The organism is Streptomyces tritici (genome assembly GCF_048500665.1).
Classification (GTDB): domain Bacteria; phylum Actinomycetota; class Actinomycetes; order Streptomycetales; family Streptomycetaceae; genus Streptomyces; species Streptomyces tritici.
In genome coordinates this window covers 237892-252042 of the sequence record NZ_CP183183.1, presented here as the reverse complement: position 1 = coordinate 252042, position 14151 = coordinate 237892, and the positions used below count along the sequence as shown (strand labels likewise).

General features: G+C 73.4%; 12 protein-coding genes. 8 read left to right on the top strand and 4 right to left on the bottom strand.

From position 1 onward, the window contains the following. The first annotated feature begins 86 nt into the window (after positions 1-86). The 3 genes from ACNJ93_RS01235 (at position 87) to ACNJ93_RS01225 (ending at position 3687) form a co-directional block, all read left to right on the top strand. On the top strand, positions 87-1196 hold the full coding sequence (locus tag ACNJ93_RS01235) for an NAD(P)H-dependent flavin oxidoreductase (protein WP_418955411.1): 1110 nt from the start codon (positions 87-89) through the stop codon (positions 1194-1196). Next, positions 1193-2734 (top strand): acyl-CoA synthetase, encoded by a 1542-nt coding sequence (locus ACNJ93_RS01230; protein WP_418955410.1) that lies wholly within the window; start codon positions 1193-1195, stop codon positions 2732-2734. Before ACNJ93_RS01235 ends, ACNJ93_RS01230 begins: the two co-directional genes overlap by 4 nt. A gap of 149 nt (positions 2735-2883) precedes the next feature. Then, complete coding sequence (locus ACNJ93_RS01225; RefSeq protein ID WP_418955409.1) at positions 2884-3687, top strand: hypothetical protein; 804 nt, start codon at positions 2884-2886, stop codon at positions 3685-3687. A gap of 33 nt (positions 3688-3720) precedes the next feature. On the opposite strand, the gene ACNJ93_RS01220 is transcribed toward ACNJ93_RS01225, so the two are convergent. Next, a complete protein-coding gene (locus ACNJ93_RS01220; RefSeq protein ID WP_418955408.1) occupies positions 3721-4170 on the bottom strand; it encodes a sel1 repeat family protein in 450 nt (149 codons plus the stop codon). 181 nt (positions 4171-4351) lie between these two features. Then, positions 4352-5626: a pyroglutamyl peptidase gene (locus ACNJ93_RS01215; RefSeq protein WP_418961278.1), complete on the bottom strand. Its 1275-nt coding sequence runs from the start codon at positions 5624-5626 to the stop codon at positions 4352-4354. Positions 5627-5792: 166 nt separating this feature from the next. Here ACNJ93_RS01215 and ACNJ93_RS01210 point away from each other — a divergent pair, with 166 nt between their 5' ends. Further along, positions 5793-6914 carry a calcium:proton antiporter gene (locus ACNJ93_RS01210; protein WP_418955407.1) on the top strand — a complete coding sequence of 374 codons (1122 nt, stop codon included), beginning with the start codon at positions 5793-5795 and terminating at the stop codon, positions 6912-6914. On the opposite strand, the gene ACNJ93_RS01205 is transcribed toward ACNJ93_RS01210, so the two are convergent. Then, positions 6904-9297 (bottom strand): penicillin acylase family protein, encoded by a 2394-nt coding sequence (locus ACNJ93_RS01205; RefSeq protein ID WP_418955406.1) that lies wholly within the window; start codon positions 9295-9297, stop codon positions 6904-6906. The genes ACNJ93_RS01210 and ACNJ93_RS01205 overlap by 11 nt on opposite strands. Before the next feature lie 155 nt (positions 9298-9452). Here ACNJ93_RS01205 and ACNJ93_RS01200 point away from each other — a divergent pair, with 155 nt between their 5' ends. After that, positions 9453-10952 (top strand): fatty acyl-CoA synthetase, encoded by a 1500-nt coding sequence (locus ACNJ93_RS01200; protein ID WP_418955405.1) that lies wholly within the window; start codon positions 9453-9455, stop codon positions 10950-10952. 82 nt (positions 10953-11034) lie between these two features. Beyond that, on the top strand, positions 11035-11997 hold the full coding sequence (locus ACNJ93_RS01195; RefSeq protein WP_418955404.1) for a D-2-hydroxyacid dehydrogenase family protein: 963 nt from the start codon (positions 11035-11037) through the stop codon (positions 11995-11997). A gap of 19 nt (positions 11998-12016) precedes the next feature. On the opposite strand, the gene ACNJ93_RS01190 is transcribed toward ACNJ93_RS01195, so the two are convergent. Beyond that, the gene (locus ACNJ93_RS01190) at positions 12017-12397 is read right to left on the bottom strand and encodes a VOC family protein (protein WP_418955403.1); all 381 of its coding nucleotides are present in this window, start codon (positions 12395-12397) and stop codon (positions 12017-12019) included. A 218-nt stretch (positions 12398-12615) separates the two neighbouring features. On the opposite strand from ACNJ93_RS01190, the gene ACNJ93_RS01185 reads away from it, so the two are divergent. Further along, entirely contained in the window at positions 12616-13725 is a 1110-nt protein-coding gene (locus ACNJ93_RS01185; protein WP_418955402.1) for a trypsin-like serine peptidase, read from the top strand. 71 nt (positions 13726-13796) lie between these two features. Then, positions 13797-14123, top strand: a complete 327-nt coding sequence (locus ACNJ93_RS01180; RefSeq protein ID WP_418955401.1) for a hypothetical protein — start codon at positions 13797-13799, stop codon at positions 14121-14123. Positions 14124-14151: the final 28 nt, after the last annotated feature.

Below are 14151 nucleotides of genomic sequence, written 5' to 3'. Positions count from 1 at the left end.
GCGCCGCCGTGAGGAACGGCAAAGAATCTGACGCTGCATCAGAAAACCTCTTCCCTCGGCCGATCCGCTGCGGCATCCTGCCGCCCATGAAGACGGAGCTGAGCCAAAAGCTGGGGATCGAGCACGCCATCTTCGGCTTCACGCCCTTCCCCGCGGTGGCCGCCGCCCTCACCAGAGCCGGCGGCTTCGGCGTCCTCGGCGCGGTCCGCTACACCGCCCCCGACGACCTCGCCCGCGACCTCGACTGGATGCAGGAGCACACCGACGGACTGCCCTACGGCCTGGACGTCGTCATGCCCGCCAACAAGGTCGAGGGGGTGACCGAGGCCGACGTGGAGGCGATGATCCCCGAGAGCCACCGGGAGTTCGTCCGCGCCACCCTCGCCAAGCACGGCGTCCCCGAACTGGCCGAGGGCGAGGCATCCGGCTGGCGGATCACCGGCTGGATGGAGCAGGTCGCCCGCAGCCAGCTCGACGTCGCCTTCGACTACCCCATCAAGCTCCTGGCCAACGCCCTCGGCTCCCCGCCCGCCGACGTCGTCGCCCGCGCCCACGACCACGGCGTGCTCGTCGCCGCCCTCGCCGGCAGCGCCCGGCACGCCCGCCACCACGCCGACGCCGGCATCGACGTCGTCGTCGCCCAGGGCTACGAGGCCGGCGGCCACACCGGCGAGATCGCCTCCATGGTGCTCACCCCGGAGGTCGTCGAGGCCGTCGCCCCGCTGCCGGTGCTCGCCGCCGGCGGAATCGGCAGCGGCGAGCAGATCGCCGCCGGCCTCGCGCTCGGCGCCCAGGGCGTCTGGCTCGGCTCCCTCTGGCTCACCGCCACCGAGGCCGAACTCCACTCCCGCGCCCTCACCGACAAGCTCCTCGCCGCCGGTTCCGGCGACACCGTCCGCTCCCGCGCCCTGACCGGAAAGCCCGCCCGCCAGCTGCGCACCGAATGGACCGACGCCTGGGACGACCCGGCCGGCCCCGGGCCGCTGCCGATGCCGCTGCAGGGCCTGCTCGTCGCCGAGGCCGTCTCCCGGATCCAGAAGTATGAGGTGACGCCCCTGCTCGGCACGCCCGTCGGCCAGATCGTCGGCCGAATGAATTCCGAACGCAGCGTCCGGCAGATCGTCGACGACCTGACGCGCGGCTTCGAGCGGGCCGTCGACCGCATCAACCGCATCGCCGGAAGGAGCGGACAGTGACCAACGGCTTCTGGGCCCAGGCGACCGCCGACCCCGACCGCACGGTCCTCGTCGCGCCGGACGGCGAGGAGTGGACGGCCGGACGGCTGCACGCCGACGCCAACCGGCTGGTCCACGGACTGCGCGCGGCCGGTCTGGAGCGCGGCGACGCCTTCGCCGTCGTCCTGCCCAACGGCATCGCCTTCCTCACCGCGTACCTCGCCGCCGCACAGGCCGGCCTCTACCTCGTCCCGGTCAACCACCACCTCGTCGGCCCCGAGATCGCCTGGATCGTCGCCGACTCCGGCGCGAAGGTCCTGCTCGCGCACGAGCGGTTCGGCGCGGCGGCGACGGCCGCCGCCGACGAGGCCGCGCTGCCCGCGAGCCACCGCTACGCCGTCGGCGCCGTCCCCGGCTTCCGCCCGTACGCCGAACTCCTCGACGGCCGGCCGGAGTCCGAGCCCGCCGACCGCACCCTCGGCTGGGTCATGAACTACACCTCCGGCACCACCGGCCGCCCCCGCGGCATCCGCCGCCCGCTGCCCGGCAAGCCGCCGGAGGAGACGCACCTCGGCGGCTTCCTCGGCATCTTCGGCATCCGGCCCTTCGACGACAACGTCCACCTGGTCTGCTCGCCGCTCTACCACACGGCCGTGCTCCAGTTCGCCGCCGCGTCGCTGCACATCGGACACCGGCTGGTCCTCATGGACAAGTGGACGCCCGAGGAGATGCTGCGGCTCATCGACGCGCACGCCTGCACCCACACCCACATGGTCCCCACCCAGTTCCACCGGCTGTTGTCCCTCCCGCAGGAGGTCCGCGCCCGCTACGACGTCTCGTCCATGCGCCACGCCATCCACGGCGCCGCGCCCTGCCCCGACCACGTCAAGCGGGCGATGATCGCCTGGTGGGGCCACTGCGTCGAGGAGTACTACGCGGCCAGCGAGGGCGGCGGCGCCTTCGCCACCGCAGAGGACTGGCTGAAGAAACCGGGCACGGTCGGCAGGGCCTGGCCCATCAGCGAACTCGCGATCTTCGACGACGACGGCGAACGCCTCGCCCCCGGCGAACTCGGCACCGTGTACATGAAGATGTCCACCGGAGGCTTCGCCTACCACAAGGACGAGGCGAAGACGGCGTCGAGCCGCATCGGCGACTACTTCACCGTCGGCGACCTCGGCTACCTCGACGAGGACGGCTACCTCTTCCTCCGTGACCGCAAGATCGACATGATCATCTCGGGCGGGGTCAACATCTACCCCGCCGAGATCGAGGCCGTCCTGCTCGGCCACCCGGCCGTCGCCGACGCCGCCGCCTTCGGCGTCCCGCACGCCGACTGGGGCGAGGAGGTGAAGGCCGTCGTGGAACCCGCCGAGGGCCACGAACCGTCGGACGCGCTCGCCGCCGACATCCTGGCCCACTGCGAGGCCCGGTTGGCCGGCTACAAACGCCCCAAGAGCGTCGACTTCACCACGGCCATGCCCCGCGACCCCAACGGCAAGCTCTACAAACGCCGCCTGCGCGACCCGTACTGGCAGGGCCACGACCGCCCCCTGTGAGCAGCCACCGGCCCCGCTCCTCTGGCCCGCCCGGCGCGTCGCGGGGCGATTGAACGTCCGACGCGGGTCTGTGCGCGGCAGGGGGCGGTACGGAATCCTCGAAGGGCACTCGGACCGTCCGACGTCGCGTCACCCTGCGAGGAGCCCGCATGACCGCCGCTGAGGACCGGCCGCGTCACCTCCTCCTGCCCGACCCGGAGCGCTCCCGCGCGGTCCTGGTCGGCTCCGGCGCCGGCCTGGACCGCCCTGCGGAGGTGACGGAACCCACCCGCCGCCTGGCGGTCGAGGCGCTCACCGGCGCCGGATCGGGCACGGGCGCGTTCCACCCGGAGAACGTCACGCTGCTCCTCGACCCCGAGCGCCCGGAGGACGTGCTGGCCGCCGTCCGGGAAGCCGCCGACGCGGCTTCCGACGTGCTGCTGTTCCAGTTCGCCGGGCGGAGTTTCCTGCGCGGGGACCGGCTGTTCCTGGGCGTCCGGGGCACCGACCCGGAGCGGCCCGAGGACACCGGGGTCGGCGCGGCGGAGATCGCCGGGATCATGGGCGCCGGCCGCGCGGCCCGGGTCGTCGTCGCCCTCGAATGCAGTTGGCCCGACGCGGCGGCGTCGGCATGGACCGAGGCGGCGCCGCGCGCCTCCGTGCTGGCCGGTCCGTCGAGCTTCGAGTACACCGAGGACCCCTTCACCGGGACGCTCGTGCACGCGTTGCTGAAGGGCGTCCAGCAGGGCCCGCAGGTGCTCGACCTGGTGGCCCTCGGGAACGCCATGGAGGCCGCCTACGCCGAGACCCGTTACTGCGTGGAGAACGAGTACATCGGCGCGCCGTCCGGTGTGCTGCTGCGCGGCGGCGCGGACGTCGCGCTGGGTGTCAATCCCGCGTTCGGCGCGGCGAAGGACGTCGGTGCGCTGCCCCCGCACCCGGACGTGGTGGATGAGTGGTGGCGGGTCGACTGACGAACCGTCCCCGGCCCCCGGGCGGCCGAGGCGTCAGAGGGGGTTGCTGCCGTCCATGTTCAGGGCGTGGCCGGGCCGGAAGAAGCGCTTGGCGAAGAAGTGCCCGTGCTCGGCCGCCATGCGGAACCACGGCTCGGAGGCCGGGAGGCCGTCGCGCTGTTCGACCAGCCGGCCCATCTCCCACATCGACTCGACGTCCCCGAGGTCGACCGCCTTGCGCAGGAGCCGTTCGGCCTCCGTGAAGTCGTCGAGGAGCTTGTTGCGCAGGGCGAGGACGCGCAGCGCGCGGGGGTCGCCGGCCTCCGCCGCTGCCTGAAGTTCCTCAAGGGAACGGAACTTGCGGCGGTTGGCGCGCACGCGGACGACCAGAGCGAGGACACCGAGCCCCCAGACCACCCAACTCGCGGTGACGGCCCCGTCGCTGTCGACCGACCAGCCGACGACGCTGAGCACGGCCGCGACGAGAAAGAGAACGTATGCCATGCCCTACCCCCCGGTCGGTGGCGATTCGCCAGCAGCGTAGGACAGCCACCACCCGCTGTCACCCTGCCCGCGGCCCCGGCTCCGTCCCTTCGGGCGCTGTCCGTGAACGCCGACCACCGACCGGGGGCACCTGACCGCGTCCCGGCCGGTCGCCGTGCCGGGCCTCCGACCTACGGTTCCTTCACTGGCGGTCGGCGGCCGCGACGGCGACGATCGCGCGGACCTGGGCGATGATGTCCAGACGGTTCCGGACGAACTCGGGATCGGTGACCGACCCCGTCGCCGGGTCCGTGTTGCCCGCGCCGAACCGGAGCACCGGCGTGTGGACGTGACCGCCCGGCAGGTCCGTCAGGCCGAGGCGGTCGCGCAGCAGGGTGGCGCGGTAGGCGATCTCGTTGGAGAGGTAGTCGCCGCCGCCGCCCGCCCGGGCGGCGGAGCCGGGGGTGGGGCCGTCGGGGCGGACCACCGGGGCGTCCCCGCCGGCCGGGACCTCGGTCACGGAGGTGTTGTCGAGGACGGGGAACCGGCCGGTGGCCGCCGCCGTGATCGCCGCGTACGGAAGCGTGGTCGACGTCCACTGCGGCTGCGTCGCCGGGTCGTCCACCGGCACGGGCCCGGTGCGGGACAGGTTCTCGTTGTCCGGGAAGCCGCCGCGCCACGCCCCGTTGGTGCGCTCGATGTCGAAGCGCCCGGGCCGGCCCTGGCTCACCGTGGTGAAGAGGTCCGCCTTCGCGAGGTGCGGGCGCAGGGTCCGCTCCACGGTGCCGTCGGCGAAGTCCTCCCAGCGGACCGGGAAGACGGCCGTCTCCACCCGCGCGAGCGACCCGTCCGCCGTGCGCAGCCAGGTCCCGTCGAGGGCGAGCGCCGTGGCACCCGAGGGGTTGCTGATCCGCACGTCGCGGTCGAGGGTGAACGGGTCGAAGCCGGTCAACAGGATGCGCTTGACGCCCCGGCCCTCCGGGAGGCGAATGGAGTCCTGGCCGCGCGAGGACCGCTCGAGCCGGTCCAGCAGCCGGGCCCGCGCCTCGGGGGTGAGACCGAACCCCGGCCGCCAGGTGCGCAGCTCCCGGGTCAGCGCGAGCCGCGCCCAGTACAGCGGCCGGTCGTCGTCCCGCGAGAGCCCCGCCCGTCGCCCACCACCACCCTTCCAAGGATGCGCTTCGCGCCCTTCTTCTTTCGCAGGCCCGCGGCCCTGGGCCCGGTCGACCGCCCGCTGCCAGAGCCGCGCCCCGTGCCGTACGACCGTCCGCTCGGCCTGTTCCGGGGAGCCGGCCTCGGCGAGGGCGTCCGCGAACTCCGGGGCCGCCGAGGCGAATCCGCTCCGCGCCAGGATCTCCTGGGGCGCGGCCCGGTCGAGTCTGGCCTCCTCCACCGTGACCGCCTGGGCGGCGGCCGCGGTCGGGGCGAGGGGCGTCGCGGCGACGAGGGCGAGGGCGAGGGCGAGCGTGGTGCGTATCGGGGGCACGGGCGTCCTTCCGTACGGCGGGTGACGGGCCGCCGGAAGTATCCCGTCGCACGGCCGGCCGCCGCTACGGGGCCGCCGGGGCCCGCACGGAGGGCACCCGCACGGGACGGCGGGCGACAACCGAGGAGTTGGGGCGGTTTGTGGCAGTATGGTGATCATGAGTTCGAGTGCGATGGGGACGGCCCGGCAGTGGACCACCTGGGCGCCGGTCGTCGCCGGCGTCGCCCTGGGCGTCGCCTGGGGACGGGGCCTGCCCGGCTTCGGTGTCGCCCTCGTCGGGCTCTGCCTGCTCGGCGCCGTCCTCGCGGCCGTGCACCACGCCGAGGTCATCGCCCACCGCGTCGGCGAACCCTTCGGCTCGCTGGTGCTCGCGGTCGCGGTCACGGTCATCGAGGTCGGACTCATCGTCACCCTGATGGCGGGCGGCGGCGGGAAGTCCGCCACGTACGCCCGGGACACCGTCTTTGCCGCCGTGATGATCACCTGCAACGGGATCGTCGGCCTGTCCCTGCTCGTCGCGGCGCTGCGCACCCGCGTCGCCGTCTTCCACGCGGAGGGCTCCGGCGGCGCGCTCGCCACGGTCTGCACCCTCGCGACGACGACCCTCGTCCTGCCCACCTTCACGACCAGCCACCAGGGGCCGGAGTTCTCCGGGCCCCAGCTGGCCTTCGCCGCGGTCGCCTCGCTCTGCCTGTACGGCGTCTTCGTCGGCGTCCAGACCGTGCGGCACCGCGACTACTTCCTGCCCGTCCCGCGCCCCGGCAGCGAGCGCCCCGGCGGCGAGGGCAAGGAGCCGGAGGAGGAGCACGCGGAACCGCCCACCGCGCGCGCGACCTGGGCCAGCCTCGGCCTGCTGCTCCTCGCCCTCGTCGCGGTCGTCGGCCTCGCCAAGCTGATCTCGCCGGCCATCGAGGACGGCGTCGAGTCCGCGGGGCTCCCCAAGGCCGTCGTCGGTGTCGTGATCGCCCTGATGGTGCTGCTGCCCGAGACGCTGGCCGCGGTGCGCGCCGCCCGTCGCGACCGGATGCAGACCAGCCTCAACCTGGCCTACGGCTCCGCGATCGCCAGCATCGGCCTCACCATCCCGGCGATCGCGCTCGCCTCGGTGTGGCTGTCCGGGCCCCTGGTGCTCGGCCTGGGCGCGGTCCACATGGTGCTGCTCGTGCTCACCGCCGTGGTCAGCGCCCTCACCGTGGTGCCCGGACGGGCCACCCTCCTGCAGGGCGGCGTCCATCTCGCGATCTTCGCCGCCTTCGTGTTCCTCTCGTTCAGTCCCTGACGCGGACGACCTTCAGGGCGGGAGAGCGCATGATGTCCCGCTCGCAGAAGCGGGAGGCCACCCAGCGTTCTCGGGAGTACAGCGCCGTCTGGTCGCTGAAATGCGGCGAGTTCGGGTTCGAGGACTGCGCGTACGTCAGCAGCGTCCGGGCCACCGGGCACCGCCCGCCGTCCCAGCCCACCGCCTGCACGTGACTCGTGCCGTGCGCCACCTCCGTGTAGCCGCCGCCGGCCGGGTTCCACACCGGCTCGGTCTTGTTCCAGATGCCGAGCGACTCCGTGCCGCCGCTCACCGGGATCCGCACCCCGTTCCGCACCACGAACTGGTGCGCGCCCAGTGGGGCGTCGAGCGGGATGCCGGCCGCGCGCAGCTCGGCGACCGCGTCCGCCAGGGCCTTGGCGAAGGCGGGCGAGTCCGTGGCGAGCGTGTGGGGCGTACGGACCGGGTCCGCGGCCGAGAACGGCACCTTCCACTGCTCGGCCGGCTTCGCCGTCGCGGTGAACCTCCGCCAGAACCGGTCGAACAGCAGCGCGCCGCGGCTGCCGGAGCCCACCGTCCGGTCCCAGCCCGCCAGCGCCCGGCACGCCTCCGGATCGTCCGGCAGCACCGCCGGGCAGGCCCGCGCCGTGTCCGCCGCCGCCAGGTCGCCGGCCGGCGCCCGGTTGGCGAACTGCTGCCGCTGCAGGTCGGCCACCGTCAGCCGGCCCCGCGCCGCCATGGCGGCCACGTCCTCGATGCCGCCGCGGGTGCGCAGCGAGCGGGGCGTGTCGATGGTCCCGAAGACCCGCTCGTACCCGCGGATCGGCCGGTCGGCGTTGGTCAGCCAGGCGCTGTCGTTGGAGTTCTCCGCGTACGGGGCGTCCAGGAGGACCGGCATCCGCGACGGGCCGAAGACGCCCGGCTGCACCGCGTCCGGGTCGGAGCCGAGCGCACAGTCGGCGCGCGAGCCGTCGAGCACGGCGACCCCCGACGCCGGGTACGTCGCCCGGCCGAGCGGCGTGGAACAGCGCTGCGCCAGCTCGTCGGTGATCCGGGGGAGCACCTGCGCCTGCGCGAACAGGGTGTGCCCGGAGGAGTCCGCCGCGATCGTGTTCACCCACGGCAGGCCCTGCACGCGCCGCAGCGTGTCGAGCAGGTCCCGCGTGGAGCGCGCCTTGGCGAAGCCGAGGGCGGTGTCCGAACCGCGCAGGTTCGCCGCGTTGGGGTCGTGCAGCGCGTACGCGGTCGTGGTCGTCCAGGGCAGCGGCAGCGAGGCGCCCAGGCCGGTGACGACCGGCCCGTACCGGGTCCACCACTGGGTACGGGTGACCGGATCGCCGCCCTGGACCGGGACGGTGACGGTGCGCCGGGTCATCCGCTCGGGCCGGCCGTCGACCAGGTACACGGTCGGGTCGGCCGGGTCGAGGGCGAGCTGGTGCAGGTTGAGGGTGACGCCGGTGGCGACGGTGTGGCTCCACGCGACCTTGTCGTTGAAGCCGATGTTGACGACGGTCGTGCCGAGCAGCGAGGCGCCCGAGACGTTGAGTTCGCCCGGAATGGTCTGCTGGGACTGCCAGAAGCGCCGGCCGCCGTGCCACGGGTAGTGCGGGTTCCCGAGCAGCAGCCCCCGGCCGTTCGCCGTGGTGTCGCCGCGGAACGCGACCGCGTTGGAGCCCATGTCGGCGCCCTCCGCCGCGAACAGCTCGCGGGCCGCGGTCGCGGCCCGCCCCGGGTCGGGCGCGGCGCCGGGCGTCGCCCCGGCGGCGGGCGGCCGCGCGGCCGTGATCCCGTCGACGGCGCGGCCCTGTCCGCCCAGCACCGCGACGGCGAAGCCGCGCCGCGCCACGTCCAGGGTGGTCACCGGGCGCACCCAGGCGGCGTCCTTGCAGGCCGGGTCGGTGATCCGGTTCTGCCGCAGCCAGGCGTTGTACCCGGCGGCCCAGCCCCGCATCAGCTCCTTCAGCTGCCGGCTGGGGCCTGCCGGCGCGGGGGTGCGCAGCAGCGCCTCGACCGTGCCCGCGTCGCGCACCCCGCGGAAGTACAGGTCGCTGGAGAGGTTCCGGGAGGCCGACGACAAGGACCCGTCGGGCGCCCCGTCGGCACCGAAGTACCGCGAGCGCTCGCCGTTCACGGTCACGAAGCCGTCGGCCAGGACGCAGATCTGGTCCGCGGCCTGCGCCCAGCCGGTGCCGAAGCCCAGGTTCGCGTAGTCCTCGGCGAGGATGTGCGGGATGCCGTACTCGGTGTAGCGGACGACGGCCGACAGGCCCCGGTCCGACGGCCGGGCCTGCCGGTCCGGCCCGCCCCCCGGGTCCGCGACGGCCGCGGCGGGCAGCGAGGCGGTGACGGTGGCCAGGGCGGCGCCGGCCAGAAGCAGGTGTTTCAGGCGAGTGCGGAGCTGCAACGTTCCTCCCGACGGACGGATGGTGCAACGCGGTCGGACCATGCAGTCAGCTGAGCGCTCGCTTTGTCAACATCCCGTTCGGTATCCGAGGTCGCCGAGTTCCGGCGCAGGAGCGGTACTTGACCGCCGTCCGGCCGCCGCCGGAGGATCGCGCCATGGATCGACTCCTCAGCCGCGCCGTCGACGGTGTCCTGCGCATGAGCGCCCAGCGCGTCCCGGACCGGATCGCCCTCCGGTACGCCGACCGGACGTGGACGTACGCCGAACTGGACGCGGCCGTCTCCACCGGAGCCGCCGTGCTGCGGGAGCGGTGGGGCCTGGACGAGTACGACCGGGTGGCCGCCTACGGCCACAACTCCGACGCCTACCTGATCGCCTTCCTCGCCTGCTCCCGCGCCGGCCTGATCCACGTGCCCGTCAACCACAACCTCACCGGCGAGGACCTCGCGTACATCCTGGAGCAGTCCGGGAGTTCGCTGGTGCTCGCCGATCCCGCCCTCGCGGACCGGGTCCCGGCGGACTTCGCCGTGAAGCCGCTGCGCGACGCGCCCCGCTCGTTCCTCGGCAAGCTCGAGCGCCCCGACGCGTACGACACCGACCGCGACGCCCGCGACCTCGTCCAGCTCCTGTACACCTCAGGCACCACCGCCCTGCCCAAGGGCGCGATGATGACCCACCGGGCGCTCGTGCACGAGTACGCCAGCGCCATCGAGGCCCTCGACCTGCACGAGGACGACCGCCCGGTGCACGCGCTGCCGCTGTACCACTCGGCGCAGATGCACGTCTTCCTGCTGCCCTACCTCGCGGTCGGCGCGGAGAACACCCTCGTCGACGCGCCCGACCCGGCAATCCTGTTCGACCTCGTCGAATCCGGCCGCGCGGACAGCCTCTTCGCCCCGCCCACCGTCTGGATCGGCCTGGCCAACCACCCCGGGTTCGCGCGCCGCGACCTGTCCGCCCTGCGCAAGGCGTACTACGGCGCGTCGATCATGCCCGTCCCCGTCCTGGAGCGGCTGCGCGAGCGGCTGCCCGGCCTGCGCTTCTACAACTGCTTCGGCCAGAGCGAGATCGGGCCGCTCGCCACCGTCCTCGGACCGGACGAGCACGAGGGACGGATGGAGTCCTGCGGCCGGCCCGTCCGCCACGTCGAGGCCAGGGTCGTCGACGAGGACGGCGCGGACGTCCCCGACGGCACGCCGGGCGAAGTCGTCTACCGCTCCCCGCAGTTGTGCGAGGGCTACTGGAACAAGCCCGAGGAGACGAAGGCGGCGTTCCGCGGCGGCTGGTTCCGCTCCGGCGACCTCGCCGTCCGCGACGCCGAGGGCTACTACACCGTGGTCGACCGGGTGAAGGACGTCATCAACTCCGGCGGGGTGCTCGTGGCCTCACGGCAGGTCGAGGACGTGCTCTACACCCACCCGGCCGTCGCCGAGGCGGCCGTCGTCGGACTGCCCGACGAGAAGTGGATCGAGGCCGTCACGGCCGTGGTCGTCGCCCGCGACGAGGTCACCGAGGCCGAACTCGTCGCCCACGCCCGCGAGCGGCTCGCGTCCTTCAAGGCCCCGAAGCGGGTGCTGTTCGTGGACCGGCTCCCGCGCAACGCCAGCGGAAAGATCCTCAAGCGGGAGCTCCGCGACCGCTTCGGCACCCCCTGAACCGGCCGAACGGTCCGTCGGCGATCATGGGACGGCGGCCGCGCTCCCGCGGTCGCTCCGATGACCGACCAGGGAGACCGTCATGACCACGCTGCGCTGCGCCCTCCTCGACGACTACCAGGGCGCCGCCCTCGCCTCCGCCGACTGGTCCGTGCTCCACGGACGGGTGGAGGCGGTCCCGTTCACCGCGCACCACGCGAACGAGGACGAACTGGCCGCCGCCCTCGCCGACTTCGACATCGTCGTCACCCTGCGCGAACGCGTCCGCTTCCCCGCCTCCCTGTTCGCCCGGCTGCCCCGGCTCAAGCTCCTCGTCGCCACCGGCATGCGCAACACCGTCATCGACTACGCGGCCGCCGAGGCCCACGGCGTCACCGTCTGCGGCACCGCCAGCAACTCGACCTCCACCGTCGAGCTCACCTGGGCGCTCCTCCTCGGCCTCGCCCGCGGCCTGGTCACCGAGAACGAGGCGCTGCGCACCGGCGGCCCCTGGCAGAGCACCGTCGGCGCCGACCTGCACGGCAGCCGCCTCGGGGTCCTCGGCCTCGGCCGGATCGGCAGCCAAGTGGCCCGCGTCGGCCTGGCGTTCGGCATGGACGTCACCGCCTGGAGCCCCAACCTCACCGAGGAGCGCGCCAAGGAGGCCGGCGTCCGCCTGGCCTCCTCCAAGGACGAACTCCTCGCCGAGAGCGACTTCGTCACCATCCACCTGGCCCTCGGCGACCGCAGCCGCGGCCTCATCGGCGCGCCCGAACTCGCCCTGATGAAGCCGACCGCGTACCTGGTCAACACCTCCCGCGCCGCCATCGTCGACCAGGACGCCCTGCTCGCCGCCCTCCACGAGGGCCGGATCGCCGGCGCCGGGGTCGACGTGCACGACGTCGAACCGCTGCCCGCCGACCACCCGATGCGCACCGCGCCCCGGCTGCTCGCCACCCCGCACCTCGGCTACGTCTCGCGCACCAGCTACCGCACGTACTACGAGCAGGCCGTCGAGGACGTCGTGGCGTTCCTCGACGGCGAGCCGCTGCGCCGTCTGCCCTGACCGGGCCGTCGTACGGACGTCAGCCGGAGCGGTCCTCCATCAGGCAGAGGATGTTGCCCTCGCTGTCCTTGAACCAGGCGCCCCGCATCGCCTCCGTCTCCACGACGCCGTCGACCGTCTTCAGGCCGGGCAGGTCGTAGTCCTCGAACTCCACGCCCTTGGAGCGCAGGTCCTTCATCTCGGCGTCCAGATCGGAGACCTTCCAGCTCGCCAGAGTGTGCTCGGCCTGGCCGCCGTACGGCGTCTCGTAGAGGCCCACCACCGTCCCACCGGACTCGAGCCTGGTGTCCTCCGGCGTCTCCCGCGTGAGCGAGAGGCCGAGCTTCTCGGTGTAGAAGCGCTTCGCCCGGGCGAGGTCGTTGACCGGGATGATCGCGGCTACAGGTGCGTCCGCCAGCATCGAAACCACCTCCTGTCTTCCAGGCTACGCAGCGGCCCGCCCGGCCACAGGTCGAGCCGGCGGGGCGCCCTCGGGCGGTCACCCAGGGTCGCGGAGCGGGTGCGAGGAGCTTCTCCGCGAACCGGAATGGATTCCCTCACATCCGCTCCACCGGCCCTCCTCATCGACCTGCTTCACTCTCTCCGTCCAAGATCAACTTTCGATCCGGAGAGACCGACGTGAAGATCCGCACGCCCCGACGGGCAGCGGCAGCCGCCCTGCTGTCCCTGGTGCTCCTGCCCGTCACGCTCGCCGACGCCGACGTCGCGCAGGCCGGGACGCCGTCCCCCTGGCCGACGCTGACCGTCGGCACGCAGACCACCGACCCGCAGCAGGTGCGGGACTACTGGACCCGCGAGCGCGTCGAGCGTGCCCTCGCCAACGAGAAGAAGGACCAGGCCGCCTTCAACCAGAAGGCCGCGGCCGCGGTGAAGGCCGGCGGCCGCAAGCCCGTCGAGCAGACCCGGCCGGCGCAGTCGAGGGCCGCGGTCGCCGGCCGGACGTACACGACGCTCGCCGGCACCACCGACGTGCCGGAGATGCCGTACGCCCAGCCGGTCCCGTACCCGCAGACCGTGCCCGCCGTCATGGTCGGGAAGATCCTGTTCACGGCCAAGGACGGCACCACCCACGGCTGCACCGGATCCTCCATCGTCACCGCCAACAAGAACACCGTGTGGACGGCCGGTCACTGCATCCACCCCGGTGACGGATCCGGCGCGGAGGGCTTCTTCCAGGACGTCCTCTTCATCCCCGGCTACAAGAAGAACACCCAGGCCCCCAAGGGCTACGACGCCCCGTGGGGCGAGTGGGTCGCCAAGGCGAAGGTCGCGCCCACCTCCTGGACCGCGGACGGCGACGTGTTCTGGGCCGACCTCGCGGCCTTCACGGTCGTCCCGCCGGCCGGCTACACCAACCTGACCGACACCGTCGGCGCCTTCGGCTACCGCTTCGGCTCGGGCCCTGACTGGTCGGACATCATCGACTCCGGCTTCCCCGGCGACGGCTACCAGCGCACCGACATGGACGGCTACACCCAGTTCTACTGCACGGGCAACGCCGAGGACGCCACGCGGTTCTTCCCGGTGGACGACCGGCTGCGGATGGACTGCGACATGGGCCACGGCGCCTCGGGCGGCCCGATGTCCACCCCGGAGGGCCAGATCGTCGGCGCCAACTCGCACGGCAAGGACGACGGCGCCGGCAACATCGTCGAACCCGTCCTGTACAGCTCGGCGCACGCCGACAACGCCGTCGACGTCATCAACAGGATCGGCACGCTCGGCTGACGCGCCGGGCAGCCGTCCGGACGATGGCGGTACGGTCGTTCACCACGGCCGGACCGGAGGAGGGGAGTGAGATGGGGCGCAAGGTGTGGCTGGGCGCAGCGGCGGCCTTCCTGCTGGGCGTGGGAGCCACGGTGACGGTGTTCGAGCTGGCCGAACCCTCGACGGGGGTCACGGTCAGCCCCGCGGTGCCGGCTGAGGACACCCCTCGTACGCGGCAGGCTCTGGTCGCGCAGTGGGAGAAGGAGCTCGCCGAGGCGGGCCTGAAGCTCCCCGAGGGCTGGGAGAAGCTGTCGACGGACCAGATCCGGGCCGAGTACGTGAGCCAGAAACTGGCCAACGCCGGCCCGCCGCCGACGGGCCCGGCGCACGACCCCGGGTTCAACGGCCCGGACGACTGACGCCGAGGAGGCGGGTGCAGGCCATGTA

What these genes read in the sequence shown, in the direction of transcription:
- ACNJ93_RS01235 (WP_418955411.1), top strand. Translation starts at nt 87, where the DNA reads ATGAAGACGGAGCTGAGCCAAAAGCTGGGGATCGAGCACGCCATCTTC.
- ACNJ93_RS01225 (WP_418955409.1), top strand. Translation starts at nt 2,884, where the DNA reads ATGACCGCCGCTGAGGACCGGCCGCGTCACCTCCTCCTGCCCGACCCG.
- ACNJ93_RS01220 (WP_418955408.1), bottom strand. Translation starts at nt 4,170, where the DNA reads ATGGCATACGTTCTCTTTCTCGTCGCGGCCGTGCTCAGCGTCGTCGGC.
- ACNJ93_RS01210 (WP_418955407.1), top strand. Translation starts at nt 5,793, where the DNA reads ATGAGTTCGAGTGCGATGGGGACGGCCCGGCAGTGGACCACCTGGGCG.
- ACNJ93_RS01200 (WP_418955405.1), top strand. Translation starts at nt 9,453, where the DNA reads ATGGATCGACTCCTCAGCCGCGCCGTCGACGGTGTCCTGCGCATGAGC.
- ACNJ93_RS01195 (WP_418955404.1), top strand. Translation starts at nt 11,035, where the DNA reads ATGACCACGCTGCGCTGCGCCCTCCTCGACGACTACCAGGGCGCCGCC.
- ACNJ93_RS01190 (WP_418955403.1), bottom strand. Translation starts at nt 12,397, where the DNA reads ATGCTGGCGGACGCACCTGTAGCCGCGATCATCCCGGTCAACGACCTC.
- ACNJ93_RS01180 (WP_418955401.1), top strand. Translation starts at nt 13,797, where the DNA reads ATGGGGCGCAAGGTGTGGCTGGGCGCAGCGGCGGCCTTCCTGCTGGGC.